General features: G+C 64.8%; 23 protein-coding genes. 21 read left to right on the top strand and 2 right to left on the bottom strand.

The features are described from left to right. Positions 1-10: 10 nt before the first annotated feature. The 4 genes from ACTJLC_RS00955 (at position 11) to ACTJLC_RS00940 (ending at position 4,294) form a co-directional block, all read left to right on the top strand. Positions 11-1,270 carry a CaiB/BaiF CoA transferase family protein gene (locus tag ACTJLC_RS00955; protein ID WP_440843182.1) on the top strand — a complete coding sequence of 420 codons (1,260 nt, stop codon included), beginning with the start codon at positions 11-13 and terminating at the stop codon, positions 1,268-1,270. A 158-nt stretch (positions 1,271-1,428) separates the two neighbouring features. Further along, positions 1,429-2,469, top strand: a complete 1,041-nt coding sequence (locus ACTJLC_RS00950; RefSeq protein WP_073426786.1) for an ABC transporter substrate-binding protein — start codon at positions 1,429-1,431, stop codon at positions 2,467-2,469. Between the two features lie 109 nt (positions 2,470-2,578). Next, positions 2,579-3,391, top strand: coding sequence for an ABC transporter ATP-binding protein (locus tag ACTJLC_RS00945; RefSeq protein WP_083083606.1), 813 nt, complete (start codon positions 2,579-2,581; stop codon positions 3,389-3,391). 78 nt (positions 3,392-3,469) lie between these two features. Next, positions 3,470-4,294, top strand: coding sequence for an ABC transporter permease (locus tag ACTJLC_RS00940; RefSeq protein ID WP_073426784.1), 825 nt, complete (start codon positions 3,470-3,472; stop codon positions 4,292-4,294). Positions 4,295-4,470: 176 nt separating this feature from the next. Here the strand turns inward: ACTJLC_RS00940 and ACTJLC_RS00935 are convergent, their stop codons facing one another. Next, entirely contained in the window at positions 4,471-5,445 is a 975-nt protein-coding gene (locus ACTJLC_RS00935) for an NADPH:quinone oxidoreductase family protein (RefSeq protein WP_310128968.1), read from the bottom strand. Between the two features lie 248 nt (positions 5,446-5,693). On the opposite strand from ACTJLC_RS00935, the gene surE reads away from it, so the two are divergent. From surE to rlmD, 6 genes are all read left to right on the top strand, one after another. Then, positions 5,694-6,452, top strand: coding sequence for a 5'/3'-nucleotidase SurE (surE, locus tag ACTJLC_RS00930; RefSeq protein ID WP_310128966.1), 759 nt, complete (start codon positions 5,694-5,696; stop codon positions 6,450-6,452). Next, positions 6,449-7,567 (top strand): protein-L-isoaspartate(D-aspartate) O-methyltransferase, encoded by a 1,119-nt coding sequence (locus ACTJLC_RS00925; RefSeq protein WP_440843181.1) that lies wholly within the window; start codon positions 6,449-6,451, stop codon positions 7,565-7,567. Before surE ends, ACTJLC_RS00925 begins: the two co-directional genes overlap by 4 nt. A 5-nt stretch (positions 7,568-7,572) precedes the next feature. Continuing rightward, complete coding sequence (locus ACTJLC_RS00920; protein WP_310129342.1) at positions 7,573-8,496, top strand: peptidoglycan DD-metalloendopeptidase family protein; 924 nt, start codon at positions 7,573-7,575, stop codon at positions 8,494-8,496. Between the two features lie 12 nt (positions 8,497-8,508). After that, the gene (rpoS, locus tag ACTJLC_RS00915) at positions 8,509-9,591 is read left to right on the top strand and encodes an RNA polymerase sigma factor RpoS (RefSeq protein ID WP_073426779.1); all 1,083 of its coding nucleotides are present in this window, start codon (positions 8,509-8,511) and stop codon (positions 9,589-9,591) included. Between the two features lie 4 nt (positions 9,592-9,595). After that, entirely contained in the window at positions 9,596-10,372 is a 777-nt protein-coding gene (locus ACTJLC_RS00910) for a 3'-5' exonuclease (protein WP_073426778.1), read from the top strand. Between the two features lie 170 nt (positions 10,373-10,542). Then, the gene (gene rlmD, locus ACTJLC_RS00905; protein ID WP_073426777.1) at positions 10,543-11,973 is read left to right on the top strand and encodes a 23S rRNA (uracil(1939)-C(5))-methyltransferase RlmD; all 1,431 of its coding nucleotides are present in this window, start codon (positions 10,543-10,545) and stop codon (positions 11,971-11,973) included. Positions 11,974-12,097: 124 nt separating this feature from the next. Here rlmD and ACTJLC_RS00900 read toward each other — a convergent pair whose 3' ends face one another. Beyond that, complete coding sequence (locus tag ACTJLC_RS00900; protein WP_073426776.1) at positions 12,098-12,958, bottom strand: outer membrane protein assembly factor BamD; 861 nt, start codon at positions 12,956-12,958, stop codon at positions 12,098-12,100. Between the two features lie 38 nt (positions 12,959-12,996). Between ACTJLC_RS00900 and ACTJLC_RS00895 the strand changes: the two genes are divergently transcribed. The 11 genes from ACTJLC_RS00895 (at position 12,997) to ACTJLC_RS00845 (ending at position 26,569) form a co-directional block, all read left to right on the top strand. Further along, complete coding sequence (locus tag ACTJLC_RS00895; RefSeq protein WP_083083611.1) at positions 12,997-14,259, top strand: RluA family pseudouridine synthase; 1,263 nt, start codon at positions 12,997-12,999, stop codon at positions 14,257-14,259. Beyond that, positions 14,256-15,113 (top strand): peptidoglycan editing factor PgeF, encoded by an 858-nt coding sequence (pgeF, locus tag ACTJLC_RS00890; RefSeq protein WP_114162346.1) that lies wholly within the window; start codon positions 14,256-14,258, stop codon positions 15,111-15,113. Before ACTJLC_RS00895 ends, pgeF begins: the two co-directional genes overlap by 4 nt. Positions 15,114-15,811: 698 nt before the next feature. Then, the gene (phaC, locus tag ACTJLC_RS00885; RefSeq protein WP_440843212.1) at positions 15,812-17,611 is read left to right on the top strand and encodes a class I poly(R)-hydroxyalkanoic acid synthase; all 1,800 of its coding nucleotides are present in this window, start codon (positions 15,812-15,814) and stop codon (positions 17,609-17,611) included. 145 nt (positions 17,612-17,756) lie between these two features. Continuing rightward, positions 17,757-18,938 carry an acetyl-CoA C-acetyltransferase gene (locus ACTJLC_RS00880; RefSeq protein WP_440843180.1) on the top strand — a complete coding sequence of 394 codons (1,182 nt, stop codon included), beginning with the start codon at positions 17,757-17,759 and terminating at the stop codon, positions 18,936-18,938. 222 nt (positions 18,939-19,160) lie between these two features. Continuing rightward, the gene (locus ACTJLC_RS00875) at positions 19,161-19,901 is read left to right on the top strand and encodes a 3-ketoacyl-ACP reductase (protein ID WP_073426772.1); all 741 of its coding nucleotides are present in this window, start codon (positions 19,161-19,163) and stop codon (positions 19,899-19,901) included. 133 nt (positions 19,902-20,034) lie between these two features. Further along, positions 20,035-20,652: a polyhydroxyalkanoate synthesis repressor PhaR gene (gene phaR, locus ACTJLC_RS00870; RefSeq protein ID WP_073426771.1), complete on the top strand. Its 618-nt coding sequence runs from the start codon at positions 20,035-20,037 to the stop codon at positions 20,650-20,652. A 228-nt stretch (positions 20,653-20,880) separates the two neighbouring features. Then, a complete protein-coding gene (gene rimO / locus ACTJLC_RS00865; protein WP_440843179.1) occupies positions 20,881-22,272 on the top strand; it encodes a 30S ribosomal protein S12 methylthiotransferase RimO in 1,392 nt (463 codons plus the stop codon). Between the two features lie 3 nt (positions 22,273-22,275). Next, positions 22,276-23,223 (top strand): sugar kinase, encoded by a 948-nt coding sequence (locus ACTJLC_RS00860; protein ID WP_440843178.1) that lies wholly within the window; start codon positions 22,276-22,278, stop codon positions 23,221-23,223. Positions 23,224-23,290: 67 nt separating this feature from the next. After that, a complete protein-coding gene (gene bktB / locus ACTJLC_RS00855; protein ID WP_310119651.1) occupies positions 23,291-24,475 on the top strand; it encodes a beta-ketothiolase BktB in 1,185 nt (394 codons plus the stop codon). Between the two features lie 82 nt (positions 24,476-24,557). Next, the gene (locus ACTJLC_RS00850; RefSeq protein ID WP_440843177.1) at positions 24,558-25,241 is read left to right on the top strand and encodes a hypothetical protein; all 684 of its coding nucleotides are present in this window, start codon (positions 24,558-24,560) and stop codon (positions 25,239-25,241) included. A 143-nt stretch (positions 25,242-25,384) separates the two neighbouring features. Then, a complete protein-coding gene (locus ACTJLC_RS00845) occupies positions 25,385-26,569 on the top strand; it encodes a cystathionine beta-lyase (RefSeq protein ID WP_073426766.1) in 1,185 nt (394 codons plus the stop codon). The last annotated feature ends 94 nt before the right edge of the window (positions 26,570-26,663 follow it).

The following is a 26,663-nucleotide window of genomic DNA, read 5'->3' as shown; positions in this document are numbered from 1 at the left end:
AAGGAGACACATGAGCGTCACCCCTGAATCAGACACGAGCGCCGCGCATGAAGGTCAACCCGATCAAGCCACCCGACCCGGCCCACTCGCCGGCGTCAAGGTGCTGGAACTCGGCACGCTGATCGCCGGCCCGTTCGCCGCGCGCTTTCTCGGCGAATTTGGCGCGGACGTCATCAAGATCGAGGATCCCAAAGGCGGCGATCCGCTGCGCAAGTGGCGCAAGCTCTATCCCGAGGTGGGCGGTACGTCGCTGTGGTGGGCGGTGCAGGCGCGCAACAAGAAATCCGTCACGATCAATCTGAAGGCCGAAGAGGGCAAGGAGATCGTGCGGCGCCTGGCGAAAGAAGCGGATATCGTCGTCGAGAATTTCCGGCCGGGCTTGCTGGAGAAACTCGGGCTCGGTTACGACGTGCTTTCCGCGGAAAATCCCGGCCTCGTGATGGTGCGTCTATCCGGCTACGGTCAGACCGGGCCGTATCGCGACCGGCCCGGCTTCGGCGCGATCGCCGAATCGATGGGCGGCTTGCGTCACATTACCGGCTATCCGGATTTGCCGCCGCCGCGCATCGGCATTTCGATCGGCGATTCGATCGCCGCGCTGCACGGCGTGATCGGCGCGCTGATGGCGCTGCATCACAAACAGGTGAACGGCGGCAAGGGGCAAGTGGTCGACGTCGCGTTGTACGAGGCCGTCTTCAACATGATGGAAAGCGTGGTGCCCGAGTACGGCGTGTACGGCATGGTGCGCGAGCGCACCGGCGCATCGTTGCCCGGTATCGTGCCGTCGAATACGTATCCGTGCCGCGACGGCAGCATCGTGATCGGCGGCAACAGCGATCCGATCTTCAAGCGGCTGATGGTGGCGATCGAGCGCGACGATCTCGCGAATGATGCGGCGCTCGCGCACAACGACGGCCGCGTGCCGCGCACCCAGGAGATCGACGGCGCGATTGCCGCATGGCTCGCGACGCGCACCATCGACGAAGCGCTCGCGGTGCTGAATGCGGCCGACGTGCCGGCCGGCCGTATCTACAGTGTCGCGGACATGTTCACCGATCCGCAGTACATGGCGCGCCAGATGATCCAGCGCTTCAAATGGCAGGACGGCCAGGACATCACGCTGCCGTCGGTCACGCCGAAGCTCTCGGAAACCCCCGGCGAAACGCGCTGGCTCGGTCCCGAACTGGGTGAACATACCGATGAAGTCCTACAGTCGCTAGGTTATGATGCTGACCACATTGCAAGCTTGCACGCGCAACAGATCGTTTGAATGAGCGCGTGCCCGGCAAGGCCCGCCGCGCGTGACCAGCGATGGCGTGCGCAACTTGCCGCACGCGGTGACGCAAAGCCGAACGCGGGCATGGCGCCCACGAACGCCGCGGCAAGAAGAGAAAAAAGCTGAACAACGAAAGCTGGAGACTACTCGACATGCAACGCAGAACCTTCCTCGCCGGAACCGCCGCGCTCGCTGGCGCCACGCTCGCCACCACCGCGCCGCTCGCTTTCGCGCAGGGCAAACCTGAAACCACCAAGGTGGCGATCGCCGTCGGCGGCAAGAACCTGTTCTATTACTTGCCGCTCACCATTGCGGAGCGCCGCAACTACTTCAAGGAAGCAGGGCTCGACGTCGAAATCTCCGATTTCGCCGGCGGGTCACAAGCGTTGAAGGCAGCGGTCGGCGGCAGCGCGGACGTGGTGTCCGGCGCGTTCGAGCACACCTTGCTGCTGCAGGCGCAAAAGCAGTCGTTCCGCGAATTCGTGCTGCAAGGGCGCGCGCCGCAGATCGTGCTCGCGGTGTCGAAGAAGACGATGCCGAACTACAAATCGATCGCTGATCTGAAGGGCAAGAAAATCGGCGTGACCGCGCCGGGTTCGTCGACTTCGATCATGGCGAGCTTCGTGCTCGGCAAGGCGGGGCTCACCGCGAAAGACGTCGCGTTCATTGGCGTCGGTGCGGGCGCCGGCGCGATCGCCGCGTTGCAGTCCGGCCAGATCGACGCACTCGCCAATCTCGATCCGGTGATGACCAAGCTCGAGCGCACCGGCGAGATTCGCGTCGTGTCGGACACGCGCACGCTCGCCGACACGCGCAGCGTATTCGGCGGCGACATGCCGGCAGGGTGCCTGTACGCGTCGCAAAGCTTCATCACGAAGAACCCGAACACCACGCAGGCGCTCACCAATGCGATGGTGCGCGCGCTCAAATGGCTGCAAACGGCAACCGGCACCGAGTTGATCAACACGGTGCCGGAAGGCTATCTGCTCGGCGACCGCGCGGTGTATCTGGACGCGTGGCAGCACGTGAAGGAAGCCATGTCGCCGGACGGGTTGATGCCCACGGACGGCCCGGCGACCGCGCTGAAAACCTTGCAGGCGTTCGACCCGAACGTGCAAGGCAAGCCGATCGATCTGTCGAGAACCTGGACCAACGACTTCGTCAAGAAGGCGTTGGCCACCGTCAAGGCATAAACCAGGGGCAGGGAGGGACGAGCGCGACACGCGCCGCGTTCGTCCCGAGCAAGCGGCCCCTGACTGTCGACGTCACAAACCGAAACCGATCCTCGAAGCGAGCCGAACGATGACCGTTGCCGCCCTGGCGCTCGAAAACATCACCTGCACGTTCGCCGCGCGCGACAACCGCGCGCAGCGCTATACGGCCGTGAAGGACACCACGCTGCGCATCGCGCCGGGCGAGTTCGTCTCCGTGGTCGGCCCGACCGGCTGCGGCAAGTCCACGCTGTTGAACGTCGGCGCGGGCTTGCTGGGGCCGTCGTCGGGCACGGTCAGCGTGTTCGGCGAGCCGCTCAAGGGCATCAACCGGCGCGCCGGCTACATGTTCCAGGCCGATGCGCTGATGCCGTGGCGCTCCGCTATCGACAACGTCATGGCGGGCCTCGCGTTCCAGGGCGTGCCGCCGGCCGAAGCGCGCGACAAAGCGGACGAGTGGCTCAAGCGCGTCGGCCTCGGCGGTTTCGGCGACCGCTATCCGCATCAACTGTCGGGCGGCATGCGCAAGCGCGTCGCGATGGCGCAGACGCTGATTCTCGATCCCGACATCATCCTGATGGACGAGCCGTTTTCGGCGCTCGATATCCAGACGCGCCAGCTAATGGAAAACGAGCTGCTCGATCTGTGGGCGGCCAAACGCAAAGCCGTGCTGTTCATCACGCACGATCTCGACGAGGCGATCTCGATGTCGGACCGCGTGGTGGTGCTCTCGGCCGGGCCGGGCACGCATCCGATCGGCGAATTCACGATCGATCTGCCGCGTCCGCGCGATGTTGCCGAGATTCGCGCGCATCCGCGCTTCGTCGAATTGCACGCGCAGATCTGGAGCGTGCTGCGCGATGAGGTCCTCAAGGGTTACCAGCAGCAACTGACCGCGGTTTAACCGCGCGTTCAGCGCTTCGCGCCGTTGCGTTCGGCATTTGCGCTTATCGCTAATCAATCGTCCAAGGCAAATCGAGACATGTGGAAGACGTTGCGCCCGAACCGGGCGAATCTGGTGATCTGGCAATGGCTGCTGCTCGTGCTGTGCTTCGCGCTCTGGTACGTGCTGACCAGCCCGACGCTGCTGCCGGCGTTCTATTTCGACGACCCGAACAAGGCCGCGTTCTTCTTCGGCGAGCCGCAAAAGGTGTTGCAGCGGATCTGGGAATGGTTCACGGGGGGCGAGATCTATCTGCATCTGTGGATCACGCTCGTCGAGACGGTGCTCGCGTTCGCGCTCGGCACCGCGTTCGGGCTCGGCGTCGGCTTGTGGCTCGCGCTCTCGCCGCTCGCGAGCGCGCTGTTCGATCCGTACATCAAAGCCGCCAATTCGATGCCGCGCGTGATTCTCGCGCCGATCTTCGGGGTGTGGTTCGGCCTCGGCATCTGGTCGAAGGTGGCGCTCGGCGTCACGCTGGTGTTCTTCATCGTGTTCTTCAACGTCTATCAAGGCGTGAAGGAAGTGAGCCCGGTCGTGCTCGCCAACGCGCGCATGCTCGGCGCGAACCGCAAGCAGTTGCTGCGCTTCGTCTATCTGCCGAGCGCGATGAGCTGGGTGTTTTCCAGCTTGCACACCTCGGTGGGACTGGCGTTCGTCGGTTCGGTGGTGGGCGAGTATCTCGGCTCGGCGCGCGGCGTCGGCTACCTGATTCTGCAGGCCGAAGGCACCTTCGATATCAATACCGTGTTCGCGGGGATTCTCGTGTTGACCGCGTTCGCGCTGATTCTCGATGCGCTTGTCGGCATCGGCGAGCGGCGCTTGATGAAGTGGCAACCGAAGACGGGCGATACGGAGAAGTTGTAAGCGCTCGAGGGCGGGGCGCTGACAGGCGCGCCGGCCTCGACGAGCATCGCACTCAACCAGCACGCGGCTGAACAAGTGCAAGCCACAAAAAACGGCGCGCGGTTCGCGAGCCGCACGCCGTTTTCCTTTGCCGCCTGGACGGCCGCCGAACGAAACACCGCTCAACCACGCGACACCTACGGCGTAATCACCACCTTGCCGATCACGCGACGCTCGGCCATATCGCGCAATGCGCGGCCGGTATCCTCGAGCGAATAGCGCGCCGACACGTACGGCTTGAGCTTGCCCTCGCGGATCCAGCCGGTCATCTGCTCGAACGCGGCGTGATTGCGCTGCGGCTCGCGCCTCGCGAAGTCGCCCCAGAATACGCCGACCACGCTCGCGCCCTTGAGCAGCGTCAGATTGAGCGGCAGCTTCGGGATCTCGCCGTTCGCAAAGCCGACCACGAGATAACGCCCGCGCCAGCCGATGCTGCGAAACGCCGGCTCCGCATAGACACCGCCGACCGGGTCGTAGATCACGTCCGGGCCTTTGCCGTCGGTGAGCGCCTTGATGCGCTCGCGCAGGTCCTCGGTGCCGTAATTGATGGTGGCGTCCGCGCCATGCTTCACGCAGACGGCGAGTTTCTCGTCGCTCGACGCCGCCGCGATCACGCGCGCGCCGAGCGCCTTGCCGATCTCGACCGCCGCCAGCCCGACGCCGCCGGCCGCGCCCAGCACCAGCATCGTTTCACCCGCCTGCAACGCGCCACGATCGACCACCGCGTGATGCGACGTGCCGTAGGCCAGCGTGAACGCGGCGGCCAGTTCCAGATCGACATCGTCCGCGAGCGGCACGCACGCGTCGACCGGCGCGAGCGCCTGCTCGGCGAAGCCGCCCGAACCGGTGAACGCCACCACGCGCGAGCCCGGCTTGAACCGCGTGACGTCGGCGCCGACCGCCCGCACGATTCCCGCGACTTCCGAGCCGGGCGTAAAGGGCAGAGGTGGTTTGAACTGGTATTTGTTTTCGATGATCAGCACATCGGGAAAATTGACGGCCGCGGCTTTGACGTCGATCACGACGTGGCCGGGCGGCGGCTGGAGGTCCGGCAGATCTTCGACCACCAGGCTTTCCGGTGGCCCGTATTGCTTACAGCGAATCGCGCGCATCGTGTCTCCGTATCGATCAGCGTCCCGCAAGGGGACTTGCTTCGGGGCGTTGCAATCCTATCGAGTGTAAAACAATCCGCACGACCGTACGGTTGTGGCGCCGGGCACGCGTTCGCAACGCGATCCAAGCCGGCTCAAACCTGGTTTAAACCCGACCCGAGACCGCCCACCCTAGACAATCCGCCCGTGCATTGCAGACCGGGCGCGGTGTCGTTCGCGCGTCTTCTTTCCTCGGTTACAATCGCCGCATGCGAATCCTACTCAGCAATGACGACGGTTATCTGGCGCCTGGTCTTGCCGCGCTTCATGAAGCGCTCAAGCCGATCGCGGATGTCACCGTGATGGCCCCCGAACAGAACTGCAGCGGCGCGTCGAATTCCTTGACGCTGTCACGCCCGCTCTCGGTGCTGCGTTCGGCGAACGGTTTTTACTACGTGAACGGCACGCCTACGGACTCGGTGCACATCGCGCTCACGGGCATGCTCGACCATACGCCGGACCTCGTCGTTTCGGGCATCAACAACGGCCAGAACATGGGCGAGGACACGCTTTATTCGGGCACCGTCGCGGCCGCCACCGAGGGCATCATGTTCGGCGTGCCGGCCATCGCGTTCTCGCTGGTCGACAAGGACTGGGTGCATCTCGAAGACGCGGTGCGCGTCGCCGCCGAGATCGTCGCGCATTACCTCGCGCAGCCGCTGCCGGGGCATCCGCTGTTGAACGTCAACATTCCGAATCTGCCGTATGAGCAATTGCGTGACTGGCAGATCACGCGTCTGGGCAAGCGGCATCCGTCGCAGCCGGTGATCCGCCAGACCAATCCGCGTGGCGAGCCGATCTACTGGATCGGGCCGTCGGGCAGCGCGCGCGACGCGAGCGAAGGCACGGATTTTCATGCGGTCGCCAACGGCCATGTGTCGATCACGCCGTTGCAGCTCGATCTGACCCACACGCAAATGCTGCCCGCCGCGCGCGACTGGGCGCGCGCCGGCAGCGGCGCTTCATGACGAACGAGCGCGCGAAGCGCTTTCCGCTCGGCCTCGAGGACCTGGTGCGCGAACCGCGCCGGCCCGAAGGCCGTCCGGGAGAAATCCGCGCGGCGGCATTCGCCGCGAGCGCGGCGCTCAACGCTCGCAAGCCGTCGGCGAAAAACGCGTCATCCGCTTCGTCGGTGAAAGGCGCTCAGGCCATGCCAGTTCAAGCCAGGACGCCCGAGGCGCAAGCTCCGGCCCAGGCGAAGTCGGCGGTCAAGGCGCAGGCCAGGCCGCCAGCTCAGCCTCAAGCAAGGGGGCCGGCCCACACCGCGGTCAAACCTCAGTCCAAGCCGCAGCTTCAATCGCAACCCAAACCCCTGGCGAAAGCCGCCGCGCAAATCCTCGCACCGCGCACCGCGCCCAACGGCGTGCCGTCGAGTAAGCCCGCCGCCAAACTCAACGACCGCGCCGCCGCGCCGAGCGTCGCCTTGAACGGCGCCCTGGCGCTGACTTCGGAACGGGTTCGCGAACGGATGGTCGAACGCCTGCGAGCGAACGGGGTCACCCATCCGCGCGTGTTGAACGCGATGTCGGTGGTGCCGCGCCACATGTTCGTCGATCCGGGGCTCGCGGCCCAGGCGTATGAAGATGCCGCGCTGCCGATCGGCCACCACCAGACCATCTCGAAGCCCTCGGTCGTCGCGCGCATGATCGAACTCGCGGCAGCCGGCCGCGCGTTGAACAACGTGCTGGAAATTGGCACCGGTTGCGGCTATCAGGCGGCGGTGCTGAGCCAGGTCGCGCGCGAGGTGTATTCGATCGAGCGCATCAAGCCGTTGTCCGAGCGCGCGAAGATAAACTTGCGTCCGCTGCGCATTCCGAACATTCGGCTGCACTACGGCGACGGACGATTGGGCTTGCCGTCGGCGGCGCCGTTCGACGCGATCGTGATCGCGGCGGCCGGGCTCGACGTACCGCAGGCCTTGCTTGAACAACTCGCGATCGGCGGCCGTCTGGTCGCGCCGGTCGGCTCGCAGGAGGGGCACAGCCAGGTGCTGACTCTCGTCGAGCGCCTCGGACCCGCGCAGTGGCGCGAGTCGCGGCTTGATCGCGTTTTCTTTGTACCCTTAAAATCCGGAGTGATTTGACACCGATGAGTATGTTGCGCGCGATGCAAAGAACCACACTGAATGTCCCCATGACCGTAACCCAGCGTAGCGTGTGCGTGCTCGCCTTGTCCCTGTTGATGACGGCCTGTGCATCCCGGCTCGATCAGGCGCCGGTCGTCGACCGCTCCGGTGGCGGCGTGCTCGGCACGCAGGCAGCGCAGCCGGCCGTGCCGCTCGGTCCGCCGCCTCCGGGTTACTACCGCGTGAAGCCTGGCGATACGCTGTACCGGATCGCGCTGGAGAACGGTCAGAACTACCGCGATATTTCGGCGTGGAACAATCTCACCAACCCGAATCAGATCGAAGTCGATCAGTTGCTGCGGGTGGTGCCGCCTGGTGCGAATACCGCGGCCTTGACGCCGGGCGTTGCCACCGCGCCGATCGGCAACAGCGGCGCCGTGCAGACCGCGCCGCTCAGCAGCACGCCGCCGTCGAGCGCCGCCGCGGCGCCGCCGATCTATGGTTCCGGCGCGAATAACGCGGCGCTCACGCCGCCGGCCACGCCCGGCGCGGCCAGCGACTCGACGGCCGGCGCAAGCGGCAACGTCGCATTCTCCTGGCCGGTGCGCGGGCCGCTCCTCGGCACGTTCAACGATTCGACCAACAAGGGCGTCAACATCGGCGGCGCTGCCGGCGACGCTGTCAAGGCATCGGCGGACGGACGTGTGGTTTATGCAGGAAATGGGCTGCGTGGTTACGGCAATCTCATTATCATCAAGCATGACGCAACTTATCTCACCGCATATGCACACAACCGCTCTTTGATGGTAAAAGAGGGGGACGCGGTGACGAAGGGGCAGAAGATCGCTGAGATGGGGAATAGCGATTCCGACCGTGTGATGTTGCATTTCGAAGTTCGCCGGCAGGGTAAGCCGGTCGACCCACTGAAGTATTTGCCGCCGCAATAGAGCGATACGACCATGCCGAAATCGAAGCGCCGCCTGCCGCAAGCCGAATCTGAGACGATCAGCCGTGCCACGTCCGCTTCGGTGGAGGAAAGCAGCGCTTCGGAAGCGGAAGACGAGATCGCGGAAGAGCGCGAACTCGACGATCGCCAGGGCGGCGCGGAGGAAGCCGTCGACGCCCGCGAAGGTGCGAGCGAGGTCGTGCCGGACGCCGACGATTTCCGCGCGCTCCTGCAAGCCGAGTTGACGGCCGACACGATCCAGCATTACCTGAACCGGATCAGCGTCAAGCCGCTCCTCACCGTCGAGGAAGAGCAGAAGTATTCGCGGCTCGCGAAGGCGGGCGAGTTCGACGCCCGGCAAGTGATGATCGAGCGCAATTTGCGGCTCGTCGTCAGCATTGCGAAGGGTTATCTGAACCGCGGCGTGCCGCTGCTCGATCTGATCGAAGAGGGCAACCTCGGCTTGATGCACGCCATCGAGAAATTCGACCCCACGCGCGGCTTCCGATTTTCCACTTACGCCACGTGGTGGATCCGTCAGAGCATCGAGCGCGCGATCATGAACCAGGCGCGCACCGTGCGTTTGCCGGTTCACGTGATTCGTGAACTCAATCAGGTGCTGCGCGCCAAGCGCCATCTCGAAAAGAATTCGATGAATTCGGGCGAGGCGGCCGAGCGCCGCGACGCCAGCATCGACGACATTGCCTATCTGACCGGCAAAACCACCGACGAAGTCACCGACATTCTCGCGCTCAACGAGCACACCGCGTCGCTGGATGCGCCGCTCGACCTCGATCCGGCGAGCAGCCTGCTCGATCTGCTGTCCGACGACCAAAGCCAGTCGCCGGACGCCGAAGTGCAGCATCGCGAACTGGAAACCCTCACGCGCGCATGGCTCGCGCGCTTGTCGGACAAGCATCGTCATGTGATCGAGCGCCGCTTCGGGCTCAATCACATCGAACCCGCCACGCTCGAGGAACTGGCCGACGAAATGGGCCTCACGCGCGAACGTGTGCGCCAGATCCAACAGGAAGCGCTCGTGCGGTTAAAGCGCTTCTTCGCCTCCAACGGCGTTCGCAAGGACGCCGTTCTCTAACCTGATGACACCGATTCTTGTTTTCGACATCGAGACGATTCCCGATGTCGCCGGCATCCGCCGCCTCGAAGATCTGCCCGCCACGATGAGCGACGCCGAAGTCGCCGAGCACGCGTTCGCCGCGCGCCGCGAAAAGACCGGCAGCGATTTCCTGCCGCATCATCTGCAAAGGATCGCGGCGATTTCCTGCGTGTTCCGCGACAACAACGGTTTCCGGGTGCGCTCGCTCGGTACGCTCGCGGACGGCGAGGCGGCGCTGGTGCAGTCGTTTTATCGCGTGATCGAGAAGTACACGCCGCAACTCGTGTCGTGGAACGGCGGCGGGTTCGACTTGCCGGTGCTGAATTACCGGGCGCTCGTGAACGGTATTCCCGCCTACCGTTTCTGGGATCTCGGCGAGGACGACCGCGAGTTCAAGTGGAACAACTACATCAGCCGCTACCACGCGCGCCACACGGATCTGATGGACGTGCTCGCGATGTATCAGGCGCGCGCCAACGCACCGCTCGACGCGCTCGCCAAGATGTGCGGCTTCCCCGGCAAGATGGGCATGGACGGCAGCCAGGTGTGGCATGCGTACCAGCAAGGCCGCGTCGAGGAAATCCGTAATTATTGCGAGACCGACGTCGTCAATACGTACTTGCTCTATTGCCGCTTCCAGTTGATTCGCGGCGCGTTTTCGGCTGAAGAGTATGCTGACGAAATCAATCTGGTCAAAAATGCGCTGGCGCTGGAAACGGCGCCGCAATGGGCCGAGTATCTGGCGGCATTCGAACAGTAATCCGCTTTCGGGCAGGTGACGAAGCGGTTCGGCGCACGCTAATCACAATAGAAGCGCCTGGCGCGCGTCATGCCCGTCCTTGCCGTGCCGGGCCGCCGCAACCGCGGTTGGCAACCGCGGCGCTTCGTCTACAATCTCGCCTTTCCCCAAAGTTTGTCAGGAAGTCGCAGGTGTCCCGAACTGCCCCCCATCGTCGCTCGCCCAAGCGCCCGTCCAAGTACCACAAGGCCCCCGCTTCGGCGCCGGCGCCCGTCATTACCGGTCACGAGCCGATCATCGAAATCGTCTCGCTCGATATGGAAGCGCGCGGCGTCGGCCGCGTCGAAAGCGAGGACGGCACGCCCGGCAAGGTGATTTTCGTCGAAGGCGCGTTGCCCGGCGAACGCGTCAGCTATGCCACGCATCGCAGCAAGCCGAAGTTCGAGCAGGCGGAAGTGGTGCAGGTGTTCCGCGAAAGCGTGATCCGCACGACGCCGAAATGCCGCTACTTCGATATCTGCGGCGGCTGTTCGATGCAGCATCTGGATATTCGCGCCCAGATCGCCGTCAAGCAGCGCGTGCTCGAGGACAATCTTCAACATCTCGCGAAGGTGCGCCCGGAAACGGTGTTCCGGCCGATTCACGGACCGTCCTGGGGTTATCGCTATCGCGCGCGTCTGGCCGTGCGTTATCTGCCGGAAAAAGGCGGCATGCGCATCGGTTTTCACGAGAAGAAGAGCAGCTACATCGCCGACATGAAGACCTGCGAGGTGCTGCCGCCGCACGTCTCCGCCATGCTCATGCCGCTGCGCTTCATGGTCCGCAAGCTGTCCATCTACGACCGCATGCCGCAGATCGAGGTCGCGGTCGGCTCATCGGTCACCGCGCTGGTACTGCGCAATCTCGAGCCGCTCACCGCCGCGGACGAACAGGTGCTGCGCGATTTCGCCGACGAGCACAAGGTGCAGTGGTGGCTGCAGCCAAAGGGGCCGGACACGGTCACGCCGTTTTATCCGCTCGACGCGCAGCTCGACTACACGCTGCCGGAATATGGCATCCGCATGCCGTTCAAGCCGACCGACTTCACTCAGGTGAATCACGCGATCAACCGCGTGCTGGTGAGCCGGGCGCTGCGGCTGTTGGCGCCGGCGCGTACCGACCGCGTGCTCGATCTGTTCTGCGGAATCGGCAACTTCACGCTGCCGCTCGCGCGGATTTCGAAGGAAGTCGTGGGTATCGAAGGCAGCGAGGTGCTGACTTCGCGTGCGCTCGCCAATGCGGAATTGAACGGCGTGGCGGGGCATACGTCGTTCGCCTGCCGCAATCTGTTCGAAGTCACCGCCGACGACATGCGCGCGCTCGGCCACTTCGACAAATTCCTCGTCGACCCGCCGCGCGAAGGCGCACTGGCGGTCGCCAAGGCGCTCGCGGAAATCGCGCAGAGCGGCAATGGGCCGCTGCCGGGTCGCATCGTCTATGTATCGTGCAATCCGGCGACGCTCGCGCGCGACGCCGGCCTGCTCGTGCATGAAGCCGGCTATCGGCTGGTGGGCGCGGGCGTGGTGAACATGTTCCCGCACACGTCGCATGTGGAGTCGATTGCCTTGTTCGAGCGGAACTGAGCGAACTCGTTGCCGGCCTGCGCTGGATGCAAGCCGGCGGCGGTCTTTGCGCCAGCACAAACAAAAACGCCACGACCGAAGTCGTGGCGTTTTTGTTTCCCGCTAAATTCCGGGTGTCGGGCGCTTAGAACTGCCACCACGATTTTTCCTTACCCGGCCTTGCATGGCCCGTGATGTACGGGCTGTCCGGGAAGGTGCCGGCGAGAATGCGTTTGGTGTCGTCGGCCAGTTGCGGCTGGTTCAGCCTCTGGTACGAGAGCATCATGATGTGCAGCGCGTCTTCAATAGCCGGTGCGTTCTTGTATTCCGTCAACGCCAGTTGCGCGCGGTTGATCGCGGCGACATAGGCGCCGCGGCGGTAGTAGTAATCCGCCGCGTGAACTTCGTGCGACGCGAGCGCGTTCACGATATAGCGCATGCGTTGCGCGGCGTCCGGCGCATACTTGCTGTTCGGATAATGGTCCACGACGACCTTGAACGCGTCATACGACTGACGCAGCGACTTGGGATCGCGCTCGCTCATGTCCTGGCCGGAGAAGCGGCCGAACAGACCCAGGTCGTCGTTGAAGTGGATCATGCCCTTCAGGTAGTACGCGTAAGCGATGTCCGGATGATCCGGGTGCAACTGGATGAAGCGGTCGATCGCCTGGTCGGCGGCGGCGTTTTCGTTGTCTTTCCAGTTGCAATACGCAACGTTGATCTGTGCTTGCTGTGCGAAGTGGCCGAACGGATCGCGGCCCTGGAGCATTTCGAAGTACTTCGCGCACTTGCCGTAGTCACCACCGGTCAAGGCGTCGTTCGCCTCCGTATATAATTTGTTGTTGTTCCACGTTGCCGTTTCGTCGGTCTTTTCCGGCAGGCCGTGACAAGCCGCGACAACGACGACCGCCGCGGCACACGCAATGTATCCGGCCACTTTCCGGGCCGCCTTCTTGATGGCCGCCAAATTGATCGCCGCTTTAGTGATGGTGTTCAAGGCTCGCATTTTCCAGTCTAGCTTTACGTCCAGGTGACCCAGACTCAATGACCCGCTCAAATACTCCAGGCGCCGCAACCGGCGCCGGGAATAGCAACGAAGATTATAGCGTAAGCGCTGACCCCTCCGACGCGTTGGGCGTCGATTCCCTCGACGACGATCTGGGCACCGATGCGCTTGCCGCCGCCGGCGCGCAAAGCCTGGTGCCGACCGTGGCGAGCCCCGTGGCGGACGAGTCGCCGCGCAGCGTCGTGGTGCCGGACGAACTGGCCGGCGAACGCCTCGACAAGGTGCTGGCGCGGGTATTTCCCGAGTTTTCCCGCAACCGCCTGCAAAGCTGGATCGAAGCCGAGCGGGTGCGTATCGACGGCAAGCCGGCGAAGATTCGCCAGCCGGTGCCGCTCGGCGCCACCATCGAACTGGTGCCGGATCTGCTGCCCGAGCAACTCGCGTTCACGCCCGAGCCGGTGCCGCTCGACATCGTGTACGAGGACGACACGCTCGTGGTCATCAACAAGCCCGCCGGCATGGTGGTGCACCCGGCGGCCGGCAATTGGGGCGGCACGCTGCTGAATGGTCTTTTGTACCGCTATGGCGACGCGGCCGCGGGCTTGCCGCGCGCGGGCATCGTGCATCGCCTCGACAAGGAAACCTCCGGGCTGATGGTGGTCGCGCGCACGCTGGAGGCGCAGACCGACCTCGTGCGCCAGTTGCAGGCGCGCACGGTGAAGCGCCGTTACCTCGCGCTGGTGTGGGGCAACATGCCGGAAGAGGGCACGATCGACGCGCCGATCGGCCGCGACCCGCGCGAACGCACGCGCATGGCGGTCGTGACGGGCGCATCTGGCAAACCGGCACGCACGCATTTCCGGCGCGTCGATACGGCGATCTGGCAGCGGCAGCCGGTTACCGCGATTCACTGCGACCTCGAAACCGGCCGCACTCATCAGATTCGCGTGCATTGCGCGCATATCGGCCATCCGCTGCTCGGCGATCCGGTGTATGGGCGCGCACGCGGCAAGCGTTCGGTCACGCCGCTGCCGGACGGCTTCGCGCGCCAGGCGCTGCATGCATGGCGGCTCGGTCTGGTTCATCCGCGAACCGGCCGCACGATGCAGTGGCGCGCCGACGTGCCGGAAGACATGGCGGCGCTGTCGGCGGCGCTCGGTCTCGGCCGCGACGATGCAGGCGAATTCGACGGGACGTACTATGAGGAAGAGGGCTATGAAGCGTCGCTCGACGAGGATGCCGACGAAAACGGCGAACTCGAGCACGACGCCGACGAACACGACGAGGACGGTCACGCATGAGCTTGCCGGCGCTGAGCTTTGACGATGTTGTGCAACCCGCATGGAATGTGTCGCCGCGCGTGCGCGCGCTCGTCACCACGCGCGACGGCGGCGTGAGTCGACCGCCGTTCGGCCGCTGGCGCAACGGCGCCGACCAGCCAGGCGGCCTGAATCTGGGCCTGAAATCCGGTGACGATCCGGCCGCGGTCGCCGCCAATCGCGAGCGGCTGCTGCGCCTCGTTGGCGTCAGCGAGGCCGCGTGGCTCCAGCAGATTCACGGCGCCGACATCGTGCGCGCGGAAGACGCGCTCGCGCAGGCTCATGCGAGCGGCACGCCGACGCGGGCCGACGCCAGCGTCACCGATCGCGCGGGCACGGTCTGCGTAGTCATGGTCGCCGATTGCATGCCGGTGCTGTTGTGCGACGAAGCGGGGCGCGCGGTGGGCGCGGCGCACGCGGGTTGGCGCGGGCTGGCGGCGGGCATCGTCGAACAGACCGCGCGGCGCGTGGCCGAACTGGCCGGCGTGCAGGCCGGTGCATTGCACGCATACCTCGGTCCGGCGATCGGACCCGATGCGTTCGAGGTCGGCCCTGATGTGCGTGACGCCTTCATGAACGGCGTCGACGGCACGCAACGCGAGGCCACCGCGAACGCGTTCGTCGAGCATCCGCAAAACGCGGGCAAATATCTGGCCGATCTCGCGGCGCTCGCGCGCTTGCGGCTGCAGCGGCTCGGGGTGACGCGGATCGTCGGCGGTGACCTTTGCACGGTCACGCAACGCGAACGTTTCTACTCGTATCGCCGCGATCGCGAGACGGGCCGCATGGCGGCGCTCATCTGGCTCGACGGTGAGGCGCAGACGATCGCCGACTAGCCCTGCGCGTGAGCGCGACTGGCACGCTCGCTGCCAGTGCAACGTGACCGAAGTCCCGCGTCCACGCGTGGCATGCGAGGCGCCTCGGTTATTCAACTGCTGAGGCGCGAACCGTGGCATCGAATGGCGTTTCGCACGTTGAGCACGATCATGAAGCCGTGCCGCCAGCGACCTCTGCGCGGCTCTCCCACCGTCCCTGGCAGCATGCGTATGCGGGTTTGTTCCGACGCGCGGCGCGCTTTTTTGCTGCGCTGCCGGAATTCGCCGCACTGCGCAAATCCGCCGCTGAAAGTTGGTTCGGGCGAATGGATAAATGCCCATAAACTCATGCGGCATAGGAGGTTTTTTCGCTTGCGGCCATGCTCGTTGATTCATGACGCAAAAGCGCGATCTGCTACACAGGGAAAACGATAATTAAAAAACTATCGCACTGCGGCAAAATCGGGAACAAGCATTGACATGCCTTGCGATGGGGAGCAAGAATGTTCCTCACGAGCTCCTCGTACATAGGACAGGGCGTGACGAGGTCGCGAGCAATCGCCCACGTGCGCATGAACCTGCCTCTCAACCCGTCCGCAAGGACTTACCGGTCAAAAGCAGGTATGGCAGCATCACATTCCTCAGCTTCCCCCAGCACGGACTCCCCGAAGGAGAAAACGCAGCAGGCCGGTACGAGCGGCGCTGCGCCGGCCGCCGGCATGCAGCAATTATTCAACGCGTGGATGAACGCATGGCGTTCGCTCGGCGCGGCCCCCGGCGCGAACGGCACGCCTTTCGCGGTGCCGCAAATGCCGTCCATGCCGCAGATGCCGTCCTTTCCGGGCATGCCCGACTTCAGCAAGCTGGCGGCGGGAACGATGCCGTCAATGCCTTCATTCGCCGGTCTCAACATACCGAGCGCCGCAATTCCCTCGGAGCGTCTGCAGAAACTGCAAGCCGACTATTCGCGTGAAGCGATGGAACTGCTTCAGCAGGCCGCCACTTCCACCAGCAAGGCTCCGGAACTCAAGGACCGCCGTTTCAGTTCCGACGCATGGAGTTCCACGCCGGCCTATGCGTTCACGGCCGCCTGGTATCTGTTGAACGCGCGTTATCTGCAGGAAATGGTCGACGCGCTCGAAGCCGATCCGAAGGTGCGCGAGCGCATCCGTTTCGCCGTTCAGCAATGGACCGCCGCGGCGTCGCCGAGCAACTTCTTCGCACTCAATCCCGAGGCGCAGAAAACCCTGCTGGAAAGCCAGGGCGAGAGCTTGCGGCAGGGCGTGATGAATCTGCTCAACGACATGCAGCGCGGCAAGATCTCGCAGACCGACGAATCGCGTTTCGTGGTCGGCGAAAATCTCGCGAACACCGAAGGTTCCGTGGTGTTCGAAAACGAGCTGATGCAGTTGATCCAGTACAAGCCGCGCACGGCCACCGTGCGCGAGCGGCCGCTTCTGATCGTGCCGCCTTGCATCAACAAGTTCTACATTCTCGATCTGCAGCCGGAAAATTCGCTGGTCGCTCACGCGCTGGATTCGGGGCACCAGGTGTTTCTGATTTCGTGGCGCAATGCGGACGCATCCATCGCGCATAAGACGTGGGACGACTATATCGGCGAGGGCGTGCTCACCGCGATCGGCACGGTCAGCCAGATCAGCGGCCGCGAGCAGATCAACACGCTCGGTTTCTGCGTGGGCGGCACGATGCTCGCCGCGGCACTGGCGGTCGCCGCGGCACGCGGCGAACATCCGGCCGCGTCCATGACGCTGCTCACCGCCATGCTCGATTTCTCCGACACGGGCGTGCTCGACGTATTCGTCGACGAGGCGCACGTGCAGATGCGCGAGCAAACCATCGGCGGCAAGAACGGCGCGCCGCCGGGGCTGATGCGCGGCATCGAATTCGCCAATACGTTTTCGTTCCTGCGCCCGAACGATCTGGTGTGGAACTACGTGGTCGACAATTACCTCAAGGGGCGCACGCCGGTGCCGTTCGACCTGCTCTACTGGAACAGCGATTCGACCAGCTTGCCGGGTCCGATGTACGTCTGGTATCTGCGCAATACGTATCACGAGAATCGTCTGCGCGAGCCGGGTGCGTTGACCACCTGCGGCGAGCCGATCGACCTCTCGAAGATCGACGTGCCCACCTTCATCTACGGTTCACGCGACGACCACATCGTGCCGTGGCAAACCGCCTATGCATCGGTGCCGCTCCTGAGCGGGCCGATGAAATTCGTGCTCGGCGCGTCCGGTCACATCGCGGGCGTCGTCAATCCGCCGGCGAAGAAAAAGCGCAATTACTGGACGCTGGAAGGCGACCTCAAGACCCTTCCCGAAAGCCCGGACGAATGGTTCGACGCGGCTACCGAGGTCCCCGGCAGCTGGTGGCCCGAATGGACCACCTGGCTCGATCAGTATGGCGGCAAGAAGGTGAAGCCGCGCGCCAGCCTCGGCTCGGCTGAGTTTCCGGTAATCGAGCCGGCGCCTGGGCGTTATGTGCGGCAGCGGGAGTAGGGCTTTTGCGCGGGCTTGGCGCGCCCGCCCGGCGCTTTCGCGGTGCGAGGAGCGTCGGTTCGACTCGGCAAGGGCGTGGGAACAACCAGATTTTTAACTTGACGGGCTGCGGCGCATTCGGCCGACGTGCCCGGAGGACATGGAAATGACTGATGTTGTGATCGTATCGGCCGCTCGTACGGCAGTAGGCAAATTCGGTGGGTCGCTGGCGAAGATCGCCGCGCCCGATCTGGGCGCCGCGGTGATCCGCGCCGTGCTCGAGCGGGCTGGTCTGAAGCCCGAGCAGGTCAGCGAGGTCATCCTCGGTCAGGTGTTGACGGCGGGCTCGGGCCAGAACCCGGCGCGTCAGTCGCTGATCAAGGCGGGGCTGCCCTCGGCCGTGCCCGGCATGACGATCAACAAGGTGTGCGGCTCGGGCCTGAAGGCCGTGATGCTCGCAGCCAACGCGATCATCGCGGGCGACGCGGACATCGTGATCGCCGGCGGTCAGGAAAACATGAGCGCGGCGCCGCACGTGCTGCCGGGCTCGCGCGACGGTTTCCGCATGGGCGACGCGAAGCTGGTCGACTCGATGATCGTCGACGGCTTGTGGGACGTCTACAACCAGTATCACATGGGCGTGACGGCGGAAAACGTCGCCAAGGAACACGGCATCACGCGCGAGCAGCAGGACGCGTTCGCGGCGCTGTCGCAGAACAAGGCGGAGGCCGCGCAAAAGTCCGGCCGTTTCAACGACGAAATCGTGCCGATCGAGATCCCGCAACGCAAGGGCGAGCCGCTGCGTTTCGCGACGGACGAGTTCGTGCGTCACGGCGTGACGGCCGAGTCGCTGGCGAGCCTGAAGCCGGCCTTCTCGAAGGAAGGCACGGTCACGGCGGCCAATGCGTCGGGCCTGAACGACGGCGCCGCGGCGGTGATCGTCATGTCGGCGAAGAAGGCGGAAGCACTGGGCCTCACGCCGCTCGCGCGCATCAAGGCTTATGCGAACGCGGGCGTCGATCCGAAGGTGATGGGCATGGGCCCGGTGCCGGCGTCGCGCCGTTGCCTCGAGCGCGCGGGCTGGTCGCCGGCCGACCTCGACCTGATGGAAATCAACGAGGCGTTTGCCGCGCAGGCGCTCGCCGTGCATCAGCAGATGGGCTGGGACACGTCGAAGGTCAACGTGAACGGCGGCGCGATTGCGATCGGTCATCCGATCGGCGCGTCCGGCTGCCGGATTCTCGTCACGCTGCTGCACGAAATGCAGAAGCGTGACGCGAAGAAGGGTCTTGCGTCGCTGTGCATCGGCGGCGGCATGGGCGTGGCGCTGGCGGTCGAGCGCGCCTGAGAGGCGCGTCCATCGATGCCGGATATGGCGCGGTAAGCGCGGTAAGCCGGCATCGAGCATGAGCGTTGCCGCGCGTCACATTGCAGCAGGCGGCATTGCCGCAGGTGGCGCGCGTTCAGCAGTGGCCTCGTCGGCCGGTCGCCCGGCGGCAGCGGAGATGAAGCAAGGACGAGGGAAGAGGCAGCCGGTCGGCGCCTCGAAAACGATAATGGAGTGTAGGTTATGACACAGCGAATTGCGTACGTAACGGGCGGGATGGGCGGCATCGGCACGAGCATTTGCCAACGGCTGCACAAAGAGGGCTTCAAGGTCGTCGCGGGTTGCGGCCCGAACTCGCCGCGCCGCGTGAAGTGGCTCGAGGAGCAGAAGGCGCTGGGCTACGATTTCATCGCGTCCGAAGGCAACGTCGGCGACTGGGAGTCCACCAAGGCCGCGTTCGACAAGGTCAAGGCCGAAGTCGGCGAGATCGACGTGCTGGTGAACAACGCCGGCATCACGCGCGACGTGGTGTTCCGCAAGATGACGCATGAAGACTGGACGGCGGTGATCGACACCAACCTCACGAGCCTCTTCAACGTTACCAAGCAGGTGATCGACGGCATGGTGGAGCGCGGCTGGGGCCGCGTCATCAACATTTCGTCGGTGAATGGCCAGAAGGGCCAGTTCGGCCAGACCAACTACTCGACCGCGAAAGCCGGCATTCACGGCTTCACGATGTCGTTGGCGCAGGAAGTGGCCACCAAGGGCGTGACGGTCAACACCGTGTCGCCCGGCTACATCGGCACCGACATGGTCAAGTCGATCCGCCCGGACGTGCTGGAAAAGATCGTCGCGACGATTCCGGTGCGCCGTCTCGGTCAGCCGGACGAAATCGGCTCCATCGTTGCGTGGCTCGCCTCGGACGAATCGGGTTTCTCCACGGGCGCGGATTTTTCGCTGAACGGCGGTTTGCATATGGGCTGAGTCACGGCGCGCCGCTCACAAGGCAGCGCGCTTCGGCTCGGATGGTTCCGGCGGCGTCTCGCCTGCGCAATGACCCGATTGCGCAGCCGGCAAGACGCCGTTTTCGCGCGCAACTCGCGCTCAAAGGCGTTACATGACTACTACTACAAAGAAAACAGCCGAACGACTGATCAAGAAATATCCGAATCGTCGGCTCTACGATACCGAGACAAGCACGTACATCACGCTGACGGACGTCAAACAGCTCGTGCTCGATCAGGAGGATTTCAAGGTCATCGATGCCAAGAGCAACGAGGACCTGACGCGCGCCATCCTGTTGCAGATCATTCTGGAAGAGGAGAGCGGCGGCTTGCCGATGTTCTCATCGTCGATGCTCTCGCAAATCATCCGTTTCTACGGTCATGCGATGCAGGGCATGATGGGCACCTATCTGGAGAAGAACATCCAGGCCTTCATCGACATTCAGGCGAAGCTCGCCGACCAGTCGAAGAATCTGTACGAAGGCAAGGCGATGAATCCCGAGGTCTGGTCGCAGTTCATGAACATGCAGGCGCCGATGATGCAGGGCATGATGACCAGCTACATCGAGCAGTCGAAGAATATGTTCGTGCAGATGCAGGAGCAGATGCAGAACCAGGCGAAGACGATGTTCGCCACGTTCCCGTTTCCGCCGGGTGGGCCGGGCAATGCGGCTGCCGCGCCGGGCGCGCCGGCCAATCCGCAAAACAATCCGGAGCCGGAGAACAAGTGAGGGCGTGAGCCGGACCAATCGGCGGCCGGCGGGCGTCGATTGCGCGCAGCGCGCCCAGCCGCGCCGCGCGATTGCGCGGCCATCGGCACGGTACAATAGCGGGTTGATTGCGCGGGGCGTCGCGGAGTGTTTCTCGCAGGTGGGTCGCTCGTGACCCTTGAACCTCGCTTACCTCGCCGCGCCGTCCCCATTGTCGCCATCGCCACCGCTATACGCCGGACCCCACCTATGTCGCAAACCCGTTCCCCCGCCACGCCGACGCCTTCCGTTCCGAAGGTCGGATTCGTCAGCCTCGGCTGTCCTAAAGCTTTGGTCGACTCCGAGCAGATCATCACGCAGTTGCGCGCCGAAGGTTACGAAATTTCCGGCACTTACGACGGTGCCGACCTCGTGGTCGTCAACACGTGTGGCTTCATCGACGAAGCAGTGCAGGAAAGCCTCGACGCGATCGGCGAGGCGCTCAGCGAAAACGGCAAGGTGATCGTCACCGGCTGCCTCGGCGCGAAGAAAAGCGCGAGCGGCTCAGGCCTGATCGAGGAAGTGCATCCGAAGGTGCTGGCCGTGACCGGTCCGCACGCGGTGGGCGAGGTGATGCAGGCGGTGCACAACCATTTGCCGAAGCCGCACGATCCGTTCGTCGATCTGGTGCCGGCTGCGGGCGTGAAGCTCACGCCGCGCCACTACGCGTACCTGAAAATTTCCGAAGGCTGCAACCACCGCTGCACGTTCTGCATCATCCCGTCGATGCGCGGCGACCTCGTGTCGCGCCCGGTCGCCGAGGTCATGCTCGAAGCGGAGAATCTGTTCAAGTCGGGCGTGAAGGAACTGCTGGTGATTTCGCAGGACACGAGCGCCTATGGCGTCGACGTGAAATACCGCACCGGTTTCTGGAACGGCAAGCCGATCAAGACGCGCATGACCGATCTGGTCGGCGCGCTCGGCGAACTCGCCGCGCAATACGGCGCGTGGGTGCGCCTGCATTATGTGTATCCGTATCCGAGCGTCGACGAAGTCATTCCGATGATGGCCGAAGGCCCGTATAAGGGCCACGTGTTGCCGTATCTCGACGTGCCGTTCCAGCACGCGCATCCCGAAGTGCTCAAGCGCATGAAGCGTCCGGCCAATGCCGAAAAAGTGATGGAGCGCGTGAAGGCCTGGCGCGCGGCATGTCCCGACCTGACGATCCGCAGCACGTTCATCGCCGGCTTTCCGGGCGAGACCGAGGAGCAGTTCGAAACGCTGCTCGATTTCATCCGCGAGGCGGAACTGGATCGGGTCGGCTGCTTCGCCTATTCGCCGGTCGAAGGCGCCACCGCCAACGAACTCGACGGCGCGTTGCCCGACGAAGTGCGTGAAGCGCGCCGCGCGCGCTTCATGGAAGTCGCCGAGGAAGTGTCGGCGAAGCGCATCGCAAGGAAGGTCGGCAAGACGCTGAAGGTGCTGGTCGACGAGATCAACGCCGACGGCGGCATTGGCCGCACCGCGGCGGATGCGCCGGAGATCGACGGCGTCGTGTATATCGCGCCGACCGCGAAGGCGTCGAAGCGCTACAAGGTGGGCGATTTCGTCTCGGTGAAGATCACCGGCGCCGACGGCCACGATCTGTGGGGCGAGGTATAAGCGATGACGGCAAGCCTTCATATGCCGGGAACCCATACCCCGGACATCCTCGCGCTCGGCGAGGCGATGATCGAATTCAACCAGTCGGCGAAAGACCAGCCGAACTATCTGCAAGGCTTCGGCGGCGATACGTCGAACTTCTGCATCGCGGCCGCACGGCAGGGCGCGCGGACCGGCTTCGTGTCCGCGGTCGGCAGCGATCATTTCGGGCGTTTGCTGATCGATCTGTGGGAGCGCGAGCAGGTGGACACATCGCTCGTGCGCGTCGATGAACGCGCGTCGACCGGCGTGTATTTCGTCTCGCACGGTCCCAACGGCCATGCGTTCGACTATCTGCGCGCCGGCTCCGCCGCGAGCCGCTACGCGCCGCACGATCTGCCGCTTGAGGCGATCGCCGCGGCCAAGGTCGTCCATCTTTCCGGCATCAGCCTTGCGATCAGCCTGAGCGCTTGCGACGCGGCGCTGGAAGCGATCGCGCATGCGCGCGCGAACGGCGTGCGCGTGAGTTTCGATACGAACCTGCGTCTGAAGCTGTGGCCGCTCGCGAGAGCACGCGCGGTGATGCTCGAAGCGATCCGTCAGACCGACATCTGCCTGCCGAGCTGGGACGACGTCACCGAACTCACCGGCTTGACCGGGCGCGACGAGATCGTCGATTACCTGCTGTCGCACGGTCCGCGCGTGGTCGCGCTCAAGCTCGGCAAGGACGGCTCGTACATCGCGACGCCCGACGAACGGCGTGTGGTGCCGGGCCACCTCGTCAGCGCGGTCGACGCAACCGGCGCGGGCGACTGCTTCGGCGGCGCGTTCATCGCGCGCCTCGTCGCGGGCGACGATCCCTTTGAAGCGGCGCGTTATGCGAACGTCGCCGCCGCGCTGTCGACGCAAGGTTATGGCGCGGTTGCGCCGATTCCTTCGCGGGCCACGGTCGAACACATCCTGGCGGGCTGATCGCAACGTACCGCGACGTGCGGCCCGCCAAGGCACATTCATCTCGGAGACTGAAGAGGAGCGAGCGATGCAACGGGACGTAGTGGTGGTGAGCGGTGTGCGTACCGCAATCGGCGGTTTTGGCGGCAGCCTGAAGGATTTTCCGCCGACCGATCTCGGCGCACGCGTCGTGCGTGAAGCGCTGGCGCGCGCGAGCGTTTCGGGCGACGAAGTCGGTCACGTGGTGTTCGGCAACGTCGTGCATACCGAAGCGAAAGACATGTATCTGGCGCGCGTGGCCGCGATCAACGGCGGTGTCGCGCAGCATGCGCCCGCGTTGACGGTGAACCGCCTGTGCGGTTCGGGCTTGCAGGCGATCGTGTCGGCCGCGCAAAGCGTGCTGCTCGGCGACGCCGACATCGCGATCGGCGGCGGCGCGGAAAACATGAGCCGCGCGCCTTATTCGATGCCCGCCGCGCGCTTCGGTCAGCGCATGGGCGACGCGCGCCTCGTCGACATGATGGTCGGCGCGCTGAACGATCCGTTCCAGTCGATCCATATGGGCGTGACCGCCGAAAACGTCGCGCGCAAATACGACATTTCGCGCGAGGCGCAAGACGCGCTCGCGCTCGAATCGCATCGCCGCGCGGCCAATGCGATCACGAGCGGCTACTTCAAGGAACAGATCCTGCCGATCACGATTGCGTCGAGGAAGGGCGACGTCGTGTTCGACACGGACGAGCACGCGCGCATGAACGCCACGCCCGAAGACTTCTCGAAGCTCAAGCCGGTGTTCGCGAAGGAAAACGGCACGGTCACGGCCGGCAACGCATCCGGCATCAACGACGCCGCGGCCGCCGTCGTGCTGATGGAACGCGGCGTGGCCGAGCAGCGCGGCATCAAGCCGTTGGCGCGCCTGGTGTCGTATGCGCATGCCGGCGTCGATCCGGCTTATATGGGCATCGGCCCGGTGCCGGCCACCCGCAAGGCGCTGGAGCGAGCCGGGCTGACGGTCGCCGACCTCGACGTGATCGAGGCGAACGAAGCGTTTGCCGCTCAGGCGTGCGCGGTCAGCAAGGAACTCGGCTTCGATCCGGCCAAGGTCAATCCGAACGGCTCGGGCATTTCGCTCGGCCATCCGATCGGCGCGACCGGCGCGCTGATCACCGTCAAGGCGCTCTACGAATTGCAACGGGTGGGCGGCCGTTACGCGCTCGTCACGATGTGCATCGGCGGCGGGCAGGGCATCGCGGCGATCTTCGAAAGAATCTGAGGTTCGGCGGGAATGCGCGGAACGCATGCCGTCACAGGTATCGGGCAGTGTCAGCAATAAGTCAGCAATAAGGAAGAAACGGATGCGGGAATTGGAAGCGATGTCGCGCGCGGTGCGTCGGCGCGGTTGGACGGCCGCACAAGGGCACTTTCTTCGGCGCGTGCTCGGTGCCGCCGCCTTGCTGTGTGCGGGCGCGGCGGCTTGGGTGCCCGCGCAGGCATGGGCGGAAAGCGACGCCGTCAAGGAACTGGCGGCGCCTGCGCCGATTCAGTTGCCGCTCAAGCCGAGCCCTGAATTCGCCAGATTTCCGCGCTACGCCGGCATGCTGGGCGCGCGTCAGATCGTGCTGCGGCTCGGCGCGAAAACCGACGATCCGTCCGGCGTGCACGGCGAGTATCAGTACACCGATAGCGGCGAAGTGATCCTGATCGCGGGCGACCGCGACGGCGACACGCTCGAAGTCGAGGAGTCGAACGACGGCACGCATATCACCGGCAATTGGGTCGGCAGGTTCGCCGCCGACGGCTCGGTGGCGGGCGAGCGGATGAACGTCGACGATTCCGATCCGCAGCCGTTCGATCTGAAGCGGCTGGCAGCGGGGCAGGCGGTGCCGGCTGCCGGCGCGCCGGCGATCGCGGCGAAGAAGGCCGCCGCGGCGCCGCGAGACCCAGTCGGCGGCGCTGCGGCTCCCCCCCATGGCGCTTCGGCGGCTGCAGCCGGCGGTCACCCCGTGGGCGGCGTCAGCAACCTGCAAACCGGCGAGTGAAGCCACTGCCGCGCGAGCCGGACGGCTCGCGCGCTCAAGCTCAGGCGACATGCCGCCGGCTCGTCTACTCTTGCGGGTACGGCGCGCGCGGCCCGACGCGGCGCGCCTCCATCATTTTTGTCAGCTTCTAATTCGATCTCACCATGACGCAATCCAAACTCAAACGCGCTCTGCAAACCCGCATCGTGCATGCCGAGGACCAGCTCACGCCGGGCTTCGAGTCGTTCTCGATGCCGGTTACGCGGGCCTCGACGGTCGTGTTCCCCGACCTCGCCACCATGCGCGCGCTCGACTGGAAAAACGACGCGCAGTGGCGCTACGGCCTGCACGCCACGCCGACCTCGCTCGCGCTGGCGCAGCGTCTCGCCACGATCGAAGGCGGCAATCACGCGCTACTGCAGCCCTCGGGTCTGTCGGCGATTTCGAATGTGTATTTCGGTCTCTGCAAGGCCGGCGACGACGTGCTGATCCCCGATAACGTCTACTCGCCGAACCGCGACCACGGCGATTGGCTGGCGCGCGATTTCGGCGTGACGGTGCGCTACTACGACCCGATGATAGGAGCGGGCATCGCCGCTCTGATCCAGCCGAACACGCGCCTGATCTGGCTCGAAGCCCCCGGCTCGGTGACGATGGAAGTGGCCGACGTGCCCGCCATCACCGCCGTGGCGCGTGCGCGCAACGTCGTCACCGCCATCGACAATACGTGGTCGGCCGGGCTTGGCTTCAAGCCGTTCGAGCACGGCGTCGACATTTCGGTGCAGGCGCTCACGAAGTATCAATCGGGCGGCGGCGACGTGCTGATGGGCGCGACGATCACCGTCGAGCGCGACCTGCACCTGAAGCTGAAGGCGGCCCGCATGCGCATGGGCATCGGCGTGTCGTCGGACGATTGCTCGCTGATTCTGCGCAGCCTGCCGACCATGCAACTGCGCTTCGCCCAGCACGACCGCGCGGCGCTCGGCCTCGCCAACTGGCTGAAGACTCGGCCCGAGATCGCCGCCGTATTGCATCCGGCGCTCTCCGATTGTCCGGGCCACGAGTTTTTCAAGCGCGATTTCACGGGCGCGGGCGGCTTGTTCTCCGTGGTGTTCGACGGCCGGTATAGCGCGGCGCAAATCGATACGTTCTGCGAGTCGCTCGAACTGTTTTCGCTCGGCTGGAGCTGGGGCGGCGCGCACAGTCTCGCGATGCCTTACGAGGTCGCGTCGATGCGCGCCGAAGGGCAGTGGCCGCACCGCGGCACGCTGGTGCGTTTCTACATCGGCCTGGAGGAAGAAGCGGATTTGCGCGCGGATATCGAACGTTGTCTGACGGCGCTTGGGTAGACTTCCGACGCTCTCGGCCGGTCGTCGAGCAACCCCATCGGGATGTGTTCCCGATGGGGTTTTTACTTTGTCGATATAGCCATCGAGCCTGGCC

Source organism: Paraburkholderia sp. 22099, from assembly GCF_052045835.1.
In the GTDB taxonomy this organism is placed as follows: domain Bacteria; phylum Pseudomonadota; class Gammaproteobacteria; order Burkholderiales; family Burkholderiaceae; genus Paraburkholderia; species Paraburkholderia terricola.
The sequence above is the reverse complement of the archived record's forward strand: the minus strand, read 5'-3'. Positions and strand labels throughout refer to the sequence as shown.

Excerpts from the sequence above, each read along its gene's own strand:
- bktB (WP_310119651.1), top strand. The coding sequence starts at position 23,291 with ATGCAACGGGACGTAGTGGTGGTGAGCGGTGTGCGTACCGCAATCGGC.
- rpoS (WP_073426779.1), top strand. The coding sequence starts at position 8,509 with ATGCCGAAATCGAAGCGCCGCCTGCCGCAAGCCGAATCTGAGACGATC.
- ACTJLC_RS00950 (WP_073426786.1), top strand. The coding sequence starts at position 1,429 with ATGCAACGCAGAACCTTCCTCGCCGGAACCGCCGCGCTCGCTGGCGCC.
- ACTJLC_RS00860 (WP_440843178.1), top strand. The coding sequence starts at position 22,276 with ATGACGGCAAGCCTTCATATGCCGGGAACCCATACCCCGGACATCCTC.
- ACTJLC_RS00935 (WP_310128968.1), bottom strand. The coding sequence starts at position 5,445 with ATGCGCGCGATTCGCTGTAAGCAATACGGGCCACCGGAAAGCCTGGTG.
- ACTJLC_RS00945 (WP_083083606.1), top strand. The coding sequence starts at position 2,579 with ATGACCGTTGCCGCCCTGGCGCTCGAAAACATCACCTGCACGTTCGCC.
- surE (WP_310128966.1), top strand. The coding sequence starts at position 5,694 with ATGCGAATCCTACTCAGCAATGACGACGGTTATCTGGCGCCTGGTCTT.
- ACTJLC_RS00920 (WP_310129342.1), top strand. The coding sequence starts at position 7,573 with ATGAGTATGTTGCGCGCGATGCAAAGAACCACACTGAATGTCCCCATG.
- ACTJLC_RS00910 (WP_073426778.1), top strand. The coding sequence starts at position 9,596 with ATGACACCGATTCTTGTTTTCGACATCGAGACGATTCCCGATGTCGCC.
- ACTJLC_RS00955 (WP_440843182.1), top strand. The coding sequence starts at position 11 with ATGAGCGTCACCCCTGAATCAGACACGAGCGCCGCGCATGAAGGTCAA.
- ACTJLC_RS00850 (WP_440843177.1), top strand. The coding sequence starts at position 24,558 with ATGCGGGAATTGGAAGCGATGTCGCGCGCGGTGCGTCGGCGCGGTTGG.
- ACTJLC_RS00925 (WP_440843181.1), top strand. The coding sequence starts at position 6,449 with ATGACGAACGAGCGCGCGAAGCGCTTTCCGCTCGGCCTCGAGGACCTG.
- ACTJLC_RS00895 (WP_083083611.1), top strand. The coding sequence starts at position 12,997 with ATGACCCGCTCAAATACTCCAGGCGCCGCAACCGGCGCCGGGAATAGC.
- ACTJLC_RS00940 (WP_073426784.1), top strand. The coding sequence starts at position 3,470 with ATGTGGAAGACGTTGCGCCCGAACCGGGCGAATCTGGTGATCTGGCAA.
- pgeF (WP_114162346.1), top strand. The coding sequence starts at position 14,256 with ATGAGCTTGCCGGCGCTGAGCTTTGACGATGTTGTGCAACCCGCATGG.
- phaC (WP_440843212.1), top strand. The coding sequence starts at position 15,812 with ATGCAGCAATTATTCAACGCGTGGATGAACGCATGGCGTTCGCTCGGC.
- rimO (WP_440843179.1), top strand. The coding sequence starts at position 20,881 with ATGTCGCAAACCCGTTCCCCCGCCACGCCGACGCCTTCCGTTCCGAAG.
- ACTJLC_RS00845 (WP_073426766.1), top strand. The coding sequence starts at position 25,385 with ATGACGCAATCCAAACTCAAACGCGCTCTGCAAACCCGCATCGTGCAT.
- ACTJLC_RS00880 (WP_440843180.1), top strand. The coding sequence starts at position 17,757 with ATGACTGATGTTGTGATCGTATCGGCCGCTCGTACGGCAGTAGGCAAA.
- ACTJLC_RS00900 (WP_073426776.1), bottom strand. The coding sequence starts at position 12,958 with ATGCGAGCCTTGAACACCATCACTAAAGCGGCGATCAATTTGGCGGCC.
- phaR (WP_073426771.1), top strand. The coding sequence starts at position 20,035 with ATGACTACTACTACAAAGAAAACAGCCGAACGACTGATCAAGAAATAT.
- ACTJLC_RS00875 (WP_073426772.1), top strand. The coding sequence starts at position 19,161 with ATGACACAGCGAATTGCGTACGTAACGGGCGGGATGGGCGGCATCGGC.